Source organism: Pseudomonadota bacterium (genome assembly GCA_036141575.1).
In the GTDB taxonomy this organism is placed as follows: Bacteria; Pseudomonadota; Alphaproteobacteria; order UBA2136; family JAPKEQ01; genus JAPKEQ01.
The window spans coordinates 178681-195285 of sequence record JAYZXF010000003.1 but is presented as its reverse complement, the minus strand read 5'-3'; the positions used below and the strand labels follow the sequence as shown (position 1 = coordinate 195285).

General features: G+C 44.6%; 12 protein-coding genes and 1 pseudogene. 11 read left to right on the top strand and 2 right to left on the bottom strand.

Annotated features, from left to right (window positions below; all coding sequences use genetic code 11):
• Positions 1 to 6: 6 nt before the first annotated feature.
• From VX730_02660 to lpdA, 9 genes and pseudogenes are all read left to right on the top strand, one after another.
• Complete coding sequence (locus VX730_02660) at positions 7 to 1479, top strand: HlyD family type I secretion periplasmic adaptor subunit (protein MEC9291280.1); 1473 nt, start codon at positions 7 to 9, stop codon at positions 1477 to 1479.
• 8 nt (positions 1480 to 1487) lie between these two features.
• Complete coding sequence (locus tag VX730_02655) at positions 1488 to 2144, top strand: transglutaminase-like cysteine peptidase (protein MEC9291279.1); 657 nt, start codon at positions 1488 to 1490, stop codon at positions 2142 to 2144.
• Between the two features lie 12 nt (positions 2145 to 2156).
• Positions 2157 to 3782 (top strand): HD domain-containing phosphohydrolase, encoded by a 1626-nt coding sequence (locus VX730_02650; GenBank protein MEC9291278.1) that lies wholly within the window; start codon positions 2157 to 2159, stop codon positions 3780 to 3782.
• Positions 3783 to 3789: 7 nt separating this feature from the next.
• Positions 3790 to 4824: a pyruvate dehydrogenase (acetyl-transferring) E1 component subunit alpha gene (gene pdhA / locus VX730_02645; GenBank protein ID MEC9291277.1), complete on the top strand. Its 1035-nt coding sequence runs from the start codon at positions 3790 to 3792 to the stop codon at positions 4822 to 4824.
• 11 nt (positions 4825 to 4835) lie between these two features.
• Positions 4836 to 5798 (top strand): annotated as a pseudogene (locus VX730_02640) (pyruvate dehydrogenase complex E1 component subunit beta).
• The gene (locus VX730_02635) at positions 5798 to 7102 is read left to right on the top strand and encodes an FAD-binding oxidoreductase (GenBank protein ID MEC9291276.1); all 1305 of its coding nucleotides are present in this window, start codon (positions 5798 to 5800) and stop codon (positions 7100 to 7102) included. The pseudogene VX730_02640 and the gene VX730_02635 overlap by 1 nt, the downstream one beginning before the upstream one ends.
• A gap of 5 nt (positions 7103 to 7107) precedes the next feature.
• Positions 7108 to 8409 (top strand): pyruvate dehydrogenase complex dihydrolipoamide acetyltransferase, encoded by a 1302-nt coding sequence (locus VX730_02630; protein MEC9291275.1) that lies wholly within the window; start codon positions 7108 to 7110, stop codon positions 8407 to 8409.
• Positions 8410 to 8537: 128 nt separating this feature from the next.
• Entirely contained in the window at positions 8538 to 9026 is a 489-nt protein-coding gene (locus VX730_02625; protein ID MEC9291274.1) for an NUDIX domain-containing protein, read from the top strand.
• A 5-nt stretch (positions 9027 to 9031) separates the two neighbouring features.
• Positions 9032 to 10435, top strand: coding sequence for a dihydrolipoyl dehydrogenase (lpdA, locus tag VX730_02620; GenBank protein ID MEC9291273.1), 1404 nt, complete (start codon positions 9032 to 9034; stop codon positions 10433 to 10435).
• A gap of 211 nt (positions 10436 to 10646) precedes the next feature.
• On the opposite strand, the gene VX730_02615 is transcribed toward lpdA, so the two are convergent.
• Positions 10647 to 11048: a response regulator gene (locus VX730_02615; protein ID MEC9291272.1), complete on the bottom strand. Its 402-nt coding sequence runs from the start codon at positions 11046 to 11048 to the stop codon at positions 10647 to 10649.
• Complete coding sequence (locus VX730_02610) at positions 11035 to 11427, bottom strand: hypothetical protein (GenBank protein MEC9291271.1); 393 nt, start codon at positions 11425 to 11427, stop codon at positions 11035 to 11037. Before VX730_02610 ends, VX730_02615 begins: the two co-directional genes overlap by 14 nt.
• Before the next feature lie 52 nt (positions 11428 to 11479).
• Here VX730_02610 and VX730_02605 point away from each other — a divergent pair, with 52 nt between their 5' ends.
• Positions 11480 to 13852, top strand: a complete 2373-nt coding sequence (locus VX730_02605; GenBank protein MEC9291270.1) for a PAS domain S-box protein — start codon at positions 11480 to 11482, stop codon at positions 13850 to 13852.
• Between the two features lie 67 nt (positions 13853 to 13919).
• Positions 13920 to 16556 (top strand): alanine--tRNA ligase, encoded by a 2637-nt coding sequence (alaS, locus tag VX730_02600; GenBank protein ID MEC9291269.1) that lies wholly within the window; start codon positions 13920 to 13922, stop codon positions 16554 to 16556.
• The last annotated feature ends 49 nt before the right edge of the window (positions 16557 to 16605 follow it).

The window sequence follows — 16605 nt, the reverse complement described above, 5'->3', positions numbered from 1 at the left end:
AAACAAATGTACTCATCTCGCATACCAGATGAACCTTTGAAGGACGATAAGCCAAAGAAGCTTTCTCGAAAAGAGAGAAAAAACAGCACGCTGGGCGGAGATCTTAAACCTGCAGGTCGTCCTGAAAAGGCATGGCGCGGTATCTTGAACTGGTTCTTCCCTGCAGCTTGGGAAGATGGCATCTTTATGGATGATGTGCGTCAAGCGACACTGCGTGGTGTGCACCCCATTGCTAACCGTTTGTTCTGGGCAATTGTCGCATTTTTTGTTTTCTTTATTGCTTGGGCGATGTTTGCAGAACTTGATGAAGTGACGCGCGGCCAAGGTAAGGTGATTCCATCAGGTGATACACAGACAGTACAAAACCTTGAGGGTGGTATTGTTAAAGAGATTCTTGTTGGGAATGGAGATATTGTGCAAAAGGGCGATATTCTTATTCGTATTGATGACACAGGGTTTGCGTCAACGCTTGGTGAGCGCCGCGCACGTATTTACACACTTATGGCGGCTGTGGCACGTTTAAATGCTGAGCTTGAAGGTGAGAAACCTAAGTGGCCTGCTGAAGTTGTAGAAGAGGCGCCACAGATTATTGAATCTGAAAATACGCTTTATCTTTCTCGCAAAGAAGAGATTCAGTCTGCTGTTGAAATTCTAACGCGTCAGGTTGAGCAAAAAGAACAAGAGCTTCGTGAAGCAAAGACAAAAGCAGGCCAGTCTCGTCGTTCATACCAAATTTCTAATGAAGAACTGCAAATGACAATTCCTTTAGAAGCTAAAGGCGTTGTATCTAAGGTGGATATTCTGCGTTTGAAGCGACAGGTGAACGATCTTCGTGGTGAAATGGAAGCTGCTAAGCTTGCTGTTCCAAGAGGAGAGGCGGCTGTTAAAGAAGCGAAACAGCGCGTGGAAGAGGCGGTTGCACGTAACCGTACAGAGTCTCTAACAGAGCTGACTGAGAAAAAAGATGAACTTGTTCGTTTGCAGGAAGCCGTAAAAGCTGTAGAAGATCAGGTAGACCGTACAACTGTGCGCTCTCCTGTGCATGGTACGGTGAAGCGTGTGCTTGTCAATACTGTAGGGCAGGTGATTCAGCCTGGTGTGGACATTGTTGAGGTGGTTCCGATTGAAGAGAACTTGGTGGTTGAGGCGCGTATTCGTCCGCAGGATGTAGCCTTCCTTCGTCCGAACCAAGATTCGCGTGTGAAGATTACAGCATATGACCCTTCTATTTACGGTAGCCTTGATGCAAAACTAATTCAAATTGCAGCGGATACGGTGCAGGATGAAAAGACAGGTGAGCCGTTTTATGAAATTCAGGTGAGAACAGATAAGGGCCATCTAGGTACAGAAGATAAGCCGCTCCCAATTATGCCAGGTATGGTGGCAACAGTTGAGATTTTAACGGGTAAGAAAACCGTTTGGAATTATATGATGAAACCATTTAATAAGATGCGTCAAAACGCATTAAGTGAACGATAGGTAAATTCGTGCGAAAAGCCATTCAGATTGGTGTATGTACAATAGGGCTCCTGTGTGGAGCTCTGCCTGCTTTTGCGGGCAATGGCCTATTTGGTACAATTGAGTTTAGAGCTAAGAGCCTTGCCGCTCTCCCAAAATGGACAACGGTTTTAAAGAAACTTGAAGAAGAAGAGGCTGATTTTTCCCAGTGTTTTGAGGATTCTCTCACATGTACAAGTGGTGAAATGCGCACATGGCGTGGTCGTATCCGCTCTTTGCAGGGCGAGGATACGCTAACTATGCTTCAAGAAGTGAATAAGTTTGCTAACCAGTGGCCTTATATTGAGGATATTACCAATTACGGTATTTCTGATTACTGGGCAACGCCTGAAGAGTTTATGCCAAATTCTGGTGACTGTGAGGATTATGCCATCTTTAAGTATGTCACTCTTAAGCGTTTGGGGGTTAATCCTGACGATATGCGCCTTGCTGTGGTAAAAGATACTGTGCGTAACATTGCGCACGCAGTGCTTGTCGTAAAATATGCAGATACTTTCTATGTAATGGATAGTTTGTTTGATGTTGTTTTACCTGACAGCCAAGTTATGCAATACTTGCCGTATTATTCGGTGAATGAAACAACCAGATGGGCGCATATTGTGCCAAGAGAAATGGGCCGAAAATAAAGGAGACTCCCTATGTCACAGGTATCATCACAAGTTGATATCACACTTAAAGGCATGCCAAAGAAAAACGCGTTTTACATGCCAATGGCTGCACTGATGCGTTGGGGTATGCTTGTTATGCTGGTTCTTATTTCTATTGGTGTATGGGCCGCTATGATGATTATTGGTGAGCGTGAGTTTGTTGTTCGTAAAGAAGTGATGACACGCGCTGAACTTCAAGTAGAAGCCAAAGCTGAAGTGATGGAAGCATGGCTTGAAGGTTTGTCTCGTGTGGGGGATCATATTGTTTCATCTGACTTGATCCAACTTTACGCTTCAGAAGCGATCCTGTCTGATAATAATGATTCAGTTGAGCAGTCTCTCTTGCAACAATTGCCTTACATGCAACAAGCCATGACAGACTATGCAGAACAAAACGGTCTGAACGGTGCGTTTGTTGTAGCAAGTGATGGTCGCGTGCTGATGGGTAGCCGCGAAGCAGGTACCGTCGGGGCACAGTATAAAGAGATTATTGCGAACAGCTTTGAAAAGGCTGAAGTTCAGTACTCAACACTACAAGATAATGATTTTGGCCTTGTTGTTGCGGTGACGAAGCCAATCCTGTCATTGGATGATGCTGCTAGCGGTCAAAGTGTAACAGCACTTCTGCTGAGTGAGTTTATTGTAGGGGATGATCTGAAGGAACTTCTAGACCTTGGTAAGCTCTCTTCTGAGGGGGAGCGTATGGGGTTCTACCAAGTTGGTACTGAAGGTCTTGAGCTTGTAAGCGTTGATAACCTGAGCGATGCAAAGCCTGTTTCTGATAAAATAGTATCTGATCACATGGTTGGTGTTGCGAAGCTTTCTACATTTAGACCTGTGCCAAGCTTGAATGATAACAAGCCTGTGTTTGCATCATTTACACCTGTTGAAAATGCACCGTTTGTACTGGGCTATGAAAACCTATCTGACATTGCACTTGCTCCACTGGCAGGCTTTAAGCGTACCATTTACCTTCTGACAACCATGATTGTGATTCTTGTGAGTGCTTTCCTGTTTGTGATGATTGGTCACCTGCTGGCAACGCGTAACCGTCAGCGTGTCCGTATTCAAGAGCAAGCTATGATGGCACTTGTGAAAGCTGTTGAAATTCGTGACCCATACCTATCAGGTCACCATGAGCGTGTGGCGCGCATGGCGCTGCGTGTTTCTAACGCCATGGGTATGAGCATTCCTGAGCGTTCAACACTCTTTTACAGTGCGCTGCTTTCAGGTGTTGGTAAGATCTTTGTACCTCAAGAGGTACTCACAAAGAAAGGTAAGCTCACAAAGACTGAGCTTGGCAAACTTCAACAGCACATCCCGCATGCCATGCGCGTGCTTGAGGATATCCACTTTGATTTCCCTGTTGCACCTGTGATTCAACAAATGTACGAGCGTATGGATGGTTCTGGCTACCCATACGGTGCTGAAGAAGCTGAAATTAACATGCTCTCACGTGTGCTTGGTGCTTGTGATGTGTTCTGTGCACTTACAAAACCACGCGCTTACCGTGAAGAGCTTTCAACACATGATGCTGTTGAACTGATGCGTGAAGAGCAAGAAAAGTTTGATGAACGTATTCTTGAGATGATTGAGAAACTTGCAAAAGAAGGATAAGACATACATGCCTGCAAAGCTTGCAAAGAAAACCTCAACGAAGTCTGTAAAACTTGTGAATAAAAAACCATTCACAAAAGATCAACTTCTTGATGTTTATAGCCAAATGTCGCTGCTGCGTCGTTTTGAGGAAAAAGCCGCAACAATGTACCAGCAAGGTAAAATTGGTGGATTCTGCCACCTGTACATCGGTCAAGAGGCTGTGATTACAGGTATTAAGGCTGCCAGCAACCCAGACGATGATCAGATTACATCTTACCGCTGCCATGCTCATGCAATTGCATGTGGTGTTGAGCCTGAAGCTGTGATGGCTGAGCTTATGGGTAAAGAGACAGGTATCTCTAAAGGTAAGGGCGGTAGCATGCACATGTTTGACCCTGAAAAACACTTCTGGGGTGGGCACGGTATTGTATCGGCTCAAGTGCCTCTAGGTGCTGGTCTGGCGTTTGCTGCCAAGTACCGCGGTGAAGACCGTGTATCTTTTGCTTACATTGGTGACGGCGCGATGAACGGCGGACAAGTTTACGAAACAATGAACATGGCAGCGCTGTGGGATCTTCCTGTGATTTTTGTGGTTGAGAACAACCAATACGCAATGGGAACGTCAACAAAGCGTGGTGCTGCAGGTGAATTTTACAAGCGTGGTGAGCCATTTGGGATTCCTGGTAAGCGCGTAGATGGTATGGACTTCTTTGAAGTGCATGCTGCAACAACAGAAGCTGTAAAGCATGTACGTTCAGGTAAAGGGCCGTACCTTCTTGAAATGGATACGTACCGCTACCGTGGCCACTCTATGAGTGACCCTGCAAAGTACCGTACACGTGAAGAAGTAGATTGCGTGAAGAAGGATCGCGACCCTATTGAAGCGCTTGGTGAAGTGCTGATGAGTGAGTACAGCGTGAAAGAAGCTGACCTTAAGGCACTTGATAAAGCCTCTAAAGAAACAGTGAATACTGCGACAGAAAACGCAATTAATGCATCAGAGCCTCAGCAACATGAAATGTGGACAGATGTGCTACCAGAAAACGGAGGGCAAGACTAATGGTTATGCAAACATATCGTGATGCTCTAAGAGATGGTATGGCAGAAGAAATGCGCACAGATAAAGACGTATTTCTGATGGGTGAAGAAGTTGCTGAGTACCAGGGTGCTTACAAATGTTCACAAGGTCTTCTAGAAGAGTTTGGTGATAAGCGCGTGATTGATACGCCAATTAGTGAGCTTGGTTTTGCGGGTATTGCTACGGGTGCTGCAATGGCAGGCCTTCGCCCTGTTGTTGAGTTTATGACATGGAACTTTGCCATGCTTGCTTGTGACCACATTATTAACAGTGCTGCTAAAACGCTCTACATGAGTGGTGGTATGGTGAAATGCCCAATCGTATTCCGTGGTCCTAACGGCGCGGCGTCACGTGTAGGCGCGCAGCACAGCCAAGACTATGCAAGCTGGTACGGTCATATTCCTGGCCTTAAGGTGGTTTGCCCCTCTAATGCAGCAGATGCAAAGGGCCTGATTAAAGCGGCGATTCGTGATGAGAGCCCAGTTGTTGTTCTTGAAAATGAGCTTCTCTACGGAAGTGAGTGGGACGTGCCAGAAGGTGACCACGTGACACCAATTGGTAAAGCCAACGTGATGAAAGAGGGCACAGATGTGACTCTAATTGGTTACTCAATTATGGCGATTAAAGCACTTGAAGCTGCAAAAGAACTTGAGAAAGAAGGTATTAGCGCTGAGGTGATTGACCTGCGTACGATCCGTCCACTTGATCAAGGCACAATTATTAACAGTGTGCGTAAAACAAACCGCGCCATTATTGTGGAAGAGAGTTGGCCTGCTTATGGTGTAGCGAGTGAAATTATTGCAACAATTAATGACAATGCATTTGATGACTTGGACGCTCCAGTTAAACGCCTAAGTGCTGCTGATGTTCCGCTTGCTTACGCGAAGAACCTAGAAGATATGGCGCTTCCTCAAGTGGAAACAATTAAAGACGCTGTGAAGGAGATGCTTGGCTAATGGCTCAGCAAGCAATACAGACTTGGTTTGAACTGACCACAGAAAATAAAGTTTCTTATGAATCTTTAGAGGTAGATGCTGCTGCTGATGTGGTGATTATTGGCGGTGGTATTACTGCTGTTTCAGCGGCTTATGCTGCTGCTGAAAAAGGCCAGAGCTGTATTATTCTTGAATCTTCTACCATTGCTTATGGCTCGACAGGGCGTATGGGCGGTCAGCTAACAGCAGGCTTTAACTGCTTCTTTGATGATCTTGTTGATATTGTAGGCCGCGGTAGCGCGATTGATATGTGGCAGCGTTCTATTGCTGCACGTGAAGAGATGATTGAACTTGCCGATACACTTGAGATTGACTGTGATATCTCAAGAGGGATTCTGGTTACTGCAAAGCATAACAAGTTTATTAAAATGCTTGAGAAGGCAGTGAGCCAGCTCAGCCTTTGGGTAAGTGAAGATCCAATTGAAATGCTTGATGAGAAAAAGGCTGCCATGCACCTTGGTTCTCAGTACTACGATAAGGTTGTGTATTACGCAAAATCTGCGTCGTTCCATCCAACAAAATACCTGTACGGCCTTGCAAAGGCTGCTGTTGATAAAGGTGTACGTATTTATGAATACTCACCAGTGAAGAGCATTAACACAGGGCAGGTGACAAGTATTACCCTTGAAAATGGTAAGCATGTTAAGGCTGGTAAAGTGATTGTCTGTGGTACCGCTTACATGAATAATGTTCAGCTGCCAAATAAAGCGCGTACAGTTGCAAAGCCTGTGTACCAAATTGTCAGTAAGCCAATGGACGAGAAAGTTCTACAGAGCTTGATGCCACTTAAGGACTCTGTCAAAGAGTTTGGCCCTCTTGGGGATAGTCTCTCGATTATGGGTAACCGCCTGATGATGATTGGCTCTGGCCGTATGTTTGCTGCGAAAGGTGAAAAACTTACCAATATTATTCAAAAGAAATGGCTAAAAGTCTTTCCTCAGCTCCATAACTTAGAAGTGGATTACATTTGGAACCACTACTCTGGTGTAGCGATGAACTTTATGCCTGTGTTTGAGAAAAAACACGAAGACGTATTTATTGCACATGGCCTTACTGGTCATGGTCAGGTGAGCATGTATCTGGCTGGTAAAACGCTTGCTGAAGCTGCGCTTGGAGATATGGATGCATTTGAGCAGTTCTCACGTATTGAACAGCTCAAGCTTATGCCGGTGACGCACCATGCGATTGCAAAAATGGATCTCGCTTACCGCAAATTTATGCAATATATTTATAACAGAGAAGAACAACAGAAAGCTGGAGAATAAACCTCATGCCGATTGATGTATTGATGCCGCAACTTTCGCCAACAATGACAGAAGGTCGTTTGGCAAACTGGATGGTGAAAGAAGGCGACAGCGTTAGCGCTGGTGACGTCATTGCTGAAGTGGAAACAGATAAAGCAACAATGGAAGTTGAGGCGACAGATGACGGTATTGTGCATAGCATTATCGGTAAAGCTGGAGTTGAAATTCTTGTGGGTACGCCAATTGCTGTGCTTAAAGAAGACGGAGAAAAAGTGGCAAAAGATTACACGCCAACATCTCAAGCTGCTGCGCCAGCCGTAGAAGAGAAGCCTGCTGAAGAAGCACCGAAGGCTGAAGAGGTAAAAGCTGCACCTGCACCTAAAAAGGCTGCAGCCCCAGTTGCGCCTGCTATGCCTAAAGTGGCAACTGTTTCAGCACCATCAAACTCAGGCCGTGTGAAGGCAAGCCCTGTCGCGCGTAAAATTGCTGAGCAGCGCGGTATTGATCTTTCAGCTGTACAGGGTAGTGGCCCTGGTGGACGTATTGTGAAATCAGATGTAGATGGTGCTGTTGTGCTCAAATCTGGCGGCTCTATGCCAATGGCACTACAAACTGCTGAGCCTCTAAATGCTGGTGTTGAGCCACATTCAATGATGCGTAAAACAATTGCAAACCGCTTGGTTGCAGCAAAGCAGGATGTTCCACACTTTTACCTTACGGTAGATGTGCAGATGGACGCATTAAATGAAGCACGTGCACAGCTAAATAACATGGCGACAAAAGATGAGAACGGTAAGCCGTCATACAAAATTTCGGTCAATGACTTTATTATCAAAGCAAGTGCTCTTGCACTGCGTGCGCACCCAGAAGCCAATGCAAGTTGGAGTGATGAAGGCCTTGTGCGCCACGGAAGTGTAGATGTAAGTGTTGCTGTTTCTATTGAAGGTGGTTTGATTACACCAATTCTAGCAAGTGCAGACGAGAAGGGGATTGTTGCCCTTTCTGGCGAAATGAAAGAGCTTGCAGGACTTGCGCGTTCTGGAAAACTTGCGCCTGAACAATACCAAGGCGGTACGTTTAGTGTGTCTAACTTGGGTATGTTTGGTATTAAGCACTTTGATGCCATTATTAACCCACCGCAAAGCTGTATTCTTGCGTGTGGTGCTGCTGAAGAGCGCCCTGTTGTAAAAGACGGTGCTATTGATGTGGCAAGCGTGATGACAATGACAATGTCTGTGGATCACCGTGTGGTTGATGGTGCGCTTGGTGCAGAGCTGATTGGTAAGATTAAGTTCTACCTTGAAAACCCAGTAACAATGTTTGCTTAAGGAGATAGCATCTGATGATGAAAGTACTTGTTCTTACACTTGCAGTGGTTAGCCTAACTGGCTGCGTACATAACTGTAATAAGTGCCATAAAATGGAACATGGCGAGCATTACAAGAAGTAAGTTTTTGTGAGCGAAAAGGTTGATGTGATTGATGAAACGGGGCAGGTGATACGGACTTGCCTTCGCAGTGAAGCTAAAGGACATTTCACACGCTGGATTCATGTGTACTTATTTGATTCAAGCGGTAATTGGATCTTGCAGCAGCGTTCACGTCATAAAAGCTTTCGACCAAACTTAATTGAATGTGCGGTTGGTGGCCAAGTGGCAGCTGGTGAAAGCTTTGATGAAGCGGCGCACCGCGAGCTTCAGGAAGAGCTCAATCTTGATATGCCTGTTGAGTTTGCTTTTGATTACTGGGGCGATTATGGGCAATGTGCCGTATTCCGCGCAGTTTATGATGGTGTACTTCCACAGCCAAACGCTGAAGAAGTTGAGCGTATCTTTAAGCTCAGTGAAGATGAAGTTGATTTTTTAATGGAAAAAACCCCGTTTGTTGTGATGCGTGGTTTTAGAGATTCATATGCTGTCTATCAGCAAAATAAAAATAAAGGATAAATACCATGTCTAAAGAATTTGATGTTGTTGTAGTTGGTGGTGGCCCTGGTGGTTACACAGCTGCGATTCGTGCGTCGCAACTTGGAAAACGTGTAGCTGTGGTTGAAAAAGAGCACCTTGGTGGCGTATGCCTAAACTGGGGTTGCATTCCAACAAAAGCACTTCTTAAAGCATCTGAGCTTTACACAGCAATGTCTCACGCAAGTGACTTTGGCTTTAAAGTTAAAGGTGTTGATGTAGATGTGAAGAAACTGATTAGCCGTAGCCGTGACGTAGCAGGTGGCCTATCTGGTGGTGTTGGTTTCCTGATGAAGAAAAATAAGATTGAAGTGATTGAAGGAACGGCTAAGTTCTCATCTAAAAACACACTGGATGTGACTGATAAAAAAGGCAAAACTTCAAGCGTGACCTTCACAAACGCAATTGTAGCAACAGGTGCGCGTGCGCGTCAGATTCCGGGTGTGCTAGAGGCAGATGGCAATACTGTTTGGACAGCGAAAGAGGCAATGGTTCCTGAGAAGCTGCCAAAGAGCCTGCTTGTGATTGGTGCTGGTGCCATTGGTGTTGAGTTTGCAAGTTTCTACAATGCGTTTGGTACAAAGGTAACAATTGTTGAAGCGCAAAACCGCATTACGCCAGCTGAAGATGCTGAAATTTCTAAGAGCCTAGAAAAATCTCTGAAGAAGCAGGGCATTGAAATTCTGACTGAAACAATGACAAAATCTCTGAAGGTTTCAAAGAAAGATGCAGAGGCTGCCCTAGAGATTAGGGGTAGTGTTAAAAAACAAAAATTTGAAAAAGTCCTGCTTGCGATTGGTGTTCAGGCAAACAGTGAAGGCCTTGGCCTTGAGGATGTTGGCGTGGGTATGAATGAGCGTGGTGACATTACAGTTGATGAATTCTACCGCACAACGCAAAACGGCATTTATGCAATTGGTGATGTTGTTGGCGCGCCTTGGCTTGCGCACGTTGCATCTCATGAAGGTGTCATTGCTGCTGAACATATTTCAGGTTTGAACCATGTGCATACAATGGACTACACAAACATTCCGGGCTGTACATATTGCACACCGCAAATTGGTAGCGTTGGCTTTACAGAAGAAAAAGCCAAAGAAGAAGGCTACAAGGTTAAAGTTGGCCGCTATAATTACCAAGCAAATGGTAAAGCACTTGCCATTGGTGAGAGCGAAGGCCTTGTAAAAACTGTCTTTGATGAGGAGACAGGTGAACTTCTTGGGGCCCACATTATTGGTGCCGAAGCAACAGAGATGATTAGTACATTTGTGATTGGTCGCCATCTTGAAACGACTGAAGAAGAGTTTGTGGCAGCTTGCTTGCCGCACCCAACTCTCAGTGAGATGCTTGGTGAATCTGTACTTGATAGTATGGGACGCGCTTTAAACGCTTAAAATTCTACTGTGAGTGGCTGCAAATAATTTTGAACTCCAGTGCTTAGCTTCATGTATTATCAATACACATCAGCTTGTACGCTTCGCTCAAAAGTTATTTTCGCTGACTCACAGCGAATTTGATAAGAAGTGGTAAGTGGCAAAAACATTCTTTAAAGATTTCATTATGTATAAAAAGCCCGCTATAGCGGGCTTTTTTAATGCTTTAAATTTATGCCTCTAGTGTGGAATACCAAAATGTGAAGAGGGCAATCACGTCCTTTTTGAAGACGTCATAGTCAAATGATTTAAACATAAAGCCGCGCGCACCAAGCTTGTAGCACTCTGTATGTGTTGTATCTACTAGACGGCCTGTCATCATTGTGACTGGGAAAGATGTTTCACCAAGTTCATTCAGTTTCATAAGAACTTGGTCGCCGTTATCTCCCGGCATATCGTAGTCAAGCAGAAGCAGGTCTGGGCGCTCTTTAATATTCTTAAGGCCTTCATAAAATTCATGAGCATCTTCAAATACTGTGAATTCAGGTTGGCAATCAGTCTTGCGGCAAGACCTTGTAATACGCTCAATGTCGTCTGGGTTATCATCAACAATCCATACGTTAAAACTTGGCACTTTTGAATGCTCCTACATCGTCTGATGGCATAAGAACGCCGTCTCTCCATAATGGGAGGAAGGTTTTATTAAGGTACTCATCACCGTCTAAAAATGCTTTAGGCAATTTGGCCCAAATACGGTGAGAGGCATACTGTGCATTTTCGCCTATCACAAACAAAGGGTTGTGAGGGCATTTTTTTATAATACTTTCAACCTGATCTTTGCTAGGCTCAACGAGAATAAGAATCGCATCAGCTGTTAAAAGAGTTAAATCTGGCCCTGAGAGAGGGAATATCAGATGTTCTAGAGATGTCTGTTGTGACCAATTGGCAGCGCATGCATGGTCATCATGCATCAAAACGTATTGTCTATTGTTCCAGTGATTTTGTGTCATCATGGAAATAGTATAGACTACCAGCAGTAGAAAATAAAATTAGACTATAAAAATAATGCCGAAAAATTCTCCTCTCCGTGAACATCCGTACTGGCGTGCTGTTCTAGATGCAACAGAAGATCTGATCTTTATTAAGGATAAAAACAGTATTATTGTCGATGCGAATGAAGCTTTCTTCGCATTGCATGAAGGCGGAGCAAAGTCTGTTATTGGTCAGACAACATTTGACGCTTACTCCGAAGAAGAGCAAGAGCGGTTTATTGCAAAAGACGAAGCTTCATTTATTGCAGGTCATGAGCGTTCGGATGTAGGGCTGCACAGTCCAAAGACAGGAGAGCTTCTTTATTACAGCGTTCAAAAAACACGTTTTGAGTTTGAGGGTAATATTTATCTGTTATGTGTTGGTCGAGATATTACGGAAGCGAAAAAGTATGCCCTTGCCATGGATGATGTGGCGGCCATTACTTCAGCCAACAAGCCAATGCATGAGAAAATGAATAAGCTTTTAGAAATTGGGAATACATATTTTGGAACCATGCATGCTTTTGTGACAAAGACAGAAAATGATGAGTGTGAAGTGCGCTTTGCACATAGTGATGGGGTAGCTCCAGGTGCTATTTTCCCTCATGGCGATACATTTTGTGGAACAGTTCTGAAACGTGAACGCCTTGTGCATGAACACGATACAGAAGGGACTGTGTTTATTGATGGTTGCAAGGTAGGGCTTGCATGCTATATCGGTATTCCTATTTATAATGGCGAAAAACTTTATGGTACGCTTGGCTTTTCTTCTGATAATAAAAGAAAGAAGGATTTCTCTGATCACGAAATCAAATTTATTAAACTCTTAAGAGAGAGAATTTCTTTTTATATTCAAGAAATGGAAAGAGAGAAGGAACTTCAAAAATCTCAAGAGATGTTTCAGCAAGCCCTTGAGGGTGCTGCTCATGGTATGGCCATAGTAGATTTGAATGGTCGATGGCTTAAAGTGAACAAGTCTCTTTGTCAGATGTTTGACTATGATGAAAAAGAGTTCATGGATATGGATTTCCAGCAGCTCACTTACTCTGAGGATCTTGAGCTTGATCTGAAACTTGTGAATGATTGCATTACAGGTAAACGTGATAAATACAGCATGGAAAAGCGCTACATTAGAAAAGGTGGTGAAGTGATTTGGGGACATTTATCTGTTGCCATTGTGCGAGATGATACTGGAAACCCAATGTTCTTTATTTCACAGATTCAAGATATTAATGCACGTCATCAATATGAAACTCAAATGATTGAAATGAGCGCGCAACTTCACGCCATTCTTGATACTGCAGAAGACGGTATTATTACCGTTGATGGGTTTGGGAATATTAAGTCATTCAACAGAGCTGCTGAGCGCATGTTTGGCTTTAAGGCCGTTGAGGCGATTGGTGAAAGCGTGATGACAATGTTGACGCCGAAAGATGCAAAATACATGGCAGAGCGCATTCAGGCATATTTTGAAACGGGTGAAAAGGAAATGATTGGCACTGCGCGAGATGTAACGGGGTTGAGCAAGAATGGAACACATGTGCCAATGGAAGTCACTTTGAGTGAGATTTATAATCGTGGACAAGACAATGCTTTGTATTCCGCGATTCTTCGGGATGTAAGCCTTCGCATTGAGTACGAGAAAAACTTAGAGCGCTATAATCTTGAATTGAAACGCTCAAATGAAGAGCTTGAGAACTTTGCTCGTGTCGCTTCTCATGACCTTCGAGAGCCGCTTCGAGGCATTTATAACTTCTCTCAATTTATGAAAGAGGACTATGAAGACGAGCTTGATGATGCAGGTATGGACCGCTTAGATTCAATCATGAAGATGACAAAGCGTATGGAGGGCATTCTTTCTGGTTTGTTTGATTACGCAAAAATCGGGCGTATGGAAGACTCTATTAAACTCTTAGACCTTGAAGAGGTTGTTTGGAATATCCGTCTTGATAATCAACGCTCTATGATTGAGAACAACGCTTCAATTAAATTTGAAGGTCAAAAAGAGATTACTTCTTATGCGGTTCTAATGGATTTGGTACTGCGCAACCTTATTACGAATGGTTTGAAATATAACCTAAATGAAACACCTGAAGTTGTTGTTAAGCATAAAGAAGAGGTGGGCGTGCATTTAATTACTGTTTCTGATAACGGTGTAGGGATTCCAGAAGAACATATTGAAACAGCCTTTCAGCCCTTTAAGCGCTTGCAGTCTCGTGATAGTGAATTTGGCGAAGGAAGTGGGATGGGCCTTGCATTTGTGCAGAAAGCAGTTGCGAATATGGGCGGCTATGTTAAAGTTTCCTCTACTGTTGGGGAAGGGACAACGTTTACACTTTGTCTTCCACAAACACCTATCGGAACGGATGGCGCTGAAAACATTTGCTGGCTTGGCGCGCCGAGATAGGTGTTTATCTGTTTCAATTCCCTTGTACAGTGATTAACTAAAATCATAAATGAAAAGAGTATAGGTCATGCAGACAGGTGCAGATATCCGTAGAGAATTCTTGAAATTCTTTGAAGAGCAGGGACATGAAATTGTTCCAAGTAGTTCACTTGTACCCAGTAACGACCCAACCCTGATGTTCACAAACTCAGGAATGGTTCAGTTTAAAAACATGTTTACTGGTGTCGAAAAACGCGGATACACACGAGCCGCCAGCTCTCAACGTTGTGTGCGTGCCGGTGGTAAGCACAATGACCTAGAAAACGTAGGGCATACAGCCCGTCACCACACATTCTTTGAAATGCTAGGTAACTTCTCATTTGGAGACTACTTTAAAGAAGAGTCTATCACTTGGGCATGGCAGCTTCTTACAGAGCGCCTGAACCTAGATCCATCTAAAATGTGCGTAACGATTTATCACGATGATGATGAAGCGTTTGACATTTGGAACAAGAAGATTGGTGTGGCTGATAAAGATATTATTCGCATTGCTACATCAGATAACTTCTGGACAATGGGGGATACAGGACCGTGTGGCCCATGTACCGAGGTGTTTTACGACCTTGGCGCAGATGTACCAGGAGACCGCCCGGGTACGCCAGATGAAGACGGCGACCGTTTTATGGAAATCTGGAACCTTGTTTTCACACAGTTTGATCTTCAGCCGAATGGTGACAAGCTTCCACTTGCGATGAAGAACATTGATACTGGTGCCGGTCTTGAGCGTCTGATGTGTGTGGCACAGGGCGTAAAGAGTAACTACGACACTGATATTTTCCAATCTATCATCCAAAAAGCTGGTCAGCTTTCAGGTGTCACATATGGGCGGGACACAGAGAGCGATGTAAGCCTGCGTGTGCTCGCAGACCACCTGCGTGCCATGACATTCCTGCTTGTGGATGGTGTGATGCCAAGTAACGAAGGCCGCGGTTACGTACTGCGTCGTATTATGCGTCGTGCTATGCGTCATGGTCATCTTCTTGGTGTAAATAAGCCATTTATTAACAAACTTGTACCGACACTTGTTGATGTGATGGGTGAGGCTTATCCTGAACTGACTCGTGCGGCGCCAATGGCGAAGGATGTAATTGAACTTGAAGAGAATCGTTTTAGTAAAACTCTGTCTCAAGGTCTAAAGATTCTTGATGAAGAAAGTAACGGCCTGAAAGAAGGTGACACGCTTGCTGGTGAAGTAGCCTTTAAGCTTTATGATACATACGGCTTCCCAATGGACCTAACTGCGGATGTGCTTAAATCTCGCGGTGTAACGGTTGATGAAGAAGGTTTTGCAAACTCTATGCAGGCTCAAAAAGAGCGTGCGCGTAGTGCTGGCATGGGTGGAACTGGTCAAACGGCCCTTGCTGATGTTTGGTACGAGCTAAAAGACAAGGTTGAAGCGACTGAGTTCCTTGGTTACACAGGGACAGAAGCTGAGTCTCAAGTGGTTGCACTTGTTAAGGATGACGCATCAGTAGAGACAATGAATGCTGGCGATAAAGGTTTCCTTGTTGTGGGTCAAACGCCTTTCTACGCTGAGTCTGGTGGTCAAGTTGGTGACACAGGTGTCGTGACATTTGAAGGCGGCTCTGTGAAAGTGACAGATACACAGAAAGTGTTAGACGGTATGTTCATCCATAGCATTACTGTTGAGTCTGGTTCTCTTTCTGTAGGCACTGACCTTTTGATGAACGTTGATGCAGAACGCCGTAAAGCAATTGTATCAAACCACTCTGCAACGCACTTGATGCACAAAGCTCTACAAGAGACGCTTGGTGATCACGTGTTCCAGAAAGGTTCTGTTGTAAGTGAAGACCGTCTGCGTTTTGACTTCTCGCAACCAAAAGCGATGACAGCTGAGGAAATCACAAAAATTGAAGACCGTGTAAACGGTATGATTCGTGCGAACCTGCCGGTAGAAACACGTGTGATGGATAAAGATAAAGCGGTTGAAATGGGCGCTATGGCACTCTTCGGTGAAAAGTACGACGACGATGTCCGTGTTGTGTTTATGGGCGATGAGGCTGTTATGGAATCTGTTGAGCTGTGTGGTGGTACTCACGTGAAGCGCACAGGTGATATTGGTCTGTTTAAGCTCACATCTGAAAGTGCAATTAGTGCAGGTGTACGCCGCGTAGAAGCTGTAACAGGTGAGGGCGCATTTAACCTTCTGCGTGGTTACGAGCAAAACATGAAGAAGATGGCTGACTCACTCAAAACATCTGTAGGTGAACTGCCTGAGCGTATTGCAGCACTGCAAGCTGATAAAAAGAAGCTAGAAGCCGATCTTAAGGAAGCGAAGAAAGGTGGCGGTAATGCTGGCGCTGACCTAACATCATCTGCTGAAGATATTGGCGGCATGAAGTTTGTGAGTTCTGTGCTTGATTCTATTGAGCCGGCGCTTCTACGTGAAATGGTTGATGACCTTAAAAACCGTATTGGGAGTGGTGTGGTCGTTCTTGCGACTGAAAATGATGGCAAGTCCACATTTGTTGCAGGTGTCACACAAGACTTGACTCAAAAAGTAAAAGCAGGAGATCTGGTAAATGCTGCTGCTGCAACGGTTGGTGGTAAAGGTGGCGGTCGCCCAGATATGGCGATGGCTGGCGGTAAATCCGGTGATCTCACAGCCGCAATTCATGCAGCGAGAGATTGTCTAGCACAATAAAACACTTGAGCGAGGCTTCGGCCTCGCTTATGCTTTTGGGCGATAACAA

Excerpts from the sequence above, each read along its gene's own strand:
- lpdA (MEC9291273.1), top strand. The coding sequence starts at position 9,032 with ATGTCTAAAGAATTTGATGTTGTTGTAGTTGGTGGTGGCCCTGGTGGT.
- VX730_02635 (MEC9291276.1), top strand. The coding sequence starts at position 5,798 with ATGGCTCAGCAAGCAATACAGACTTGGTTTGAACTGACCACAGAAAAT.
- VX730_02605 (MEC9291270.1), top strand. The coding sequence starts at position 11,480 with ATGCCGAAAAATTCTCCTCTCCGTGAACATCCGTACTGGCGTGCTGTT.
- pdhA (MEC9291277.1), top strand. The coding sequence starts at position 3,790 with ATGCCTGCAAAGCTTGCAAAGAAAACCTCAACGAAGTCTGTAAAACTT.
- VX730_02650 (MEC9291278.1), top strand. The coding sequence starts at position 2,157 with ATGTCACAGGTATCATCACAAGTTGATATCACACTTAAAGGCATGCCA.
- VX730_02630 (MEC9291275.1), top strand. The coding sequence starts at position 7,108 with ATGCCGATTGATGTATTGATGCCGCAACTTTCGCCAACAATGACAGAA.
- alaS (MEC9291269.1), top strand. The coding sequence starts at position 13,920 with ATGCAGACAGGTGCAGATATCCGTAGAGAATTCTTGAAATTCTTTGAA.
- VX730_02660 (MEC9291280.1), top strand. The coding sequence starts at position 7 with ATGTACTCATCTCGCATACCAGATGAACCTTTGAAGGACGATAAGCCA.
- VX730_02610 (MEC9291271.1), bottom strand. The coding sequence starts at position 11,427 with ATGATGACACAAAATCACTGGAACAATAGACAATACGTTTTGATGCAT.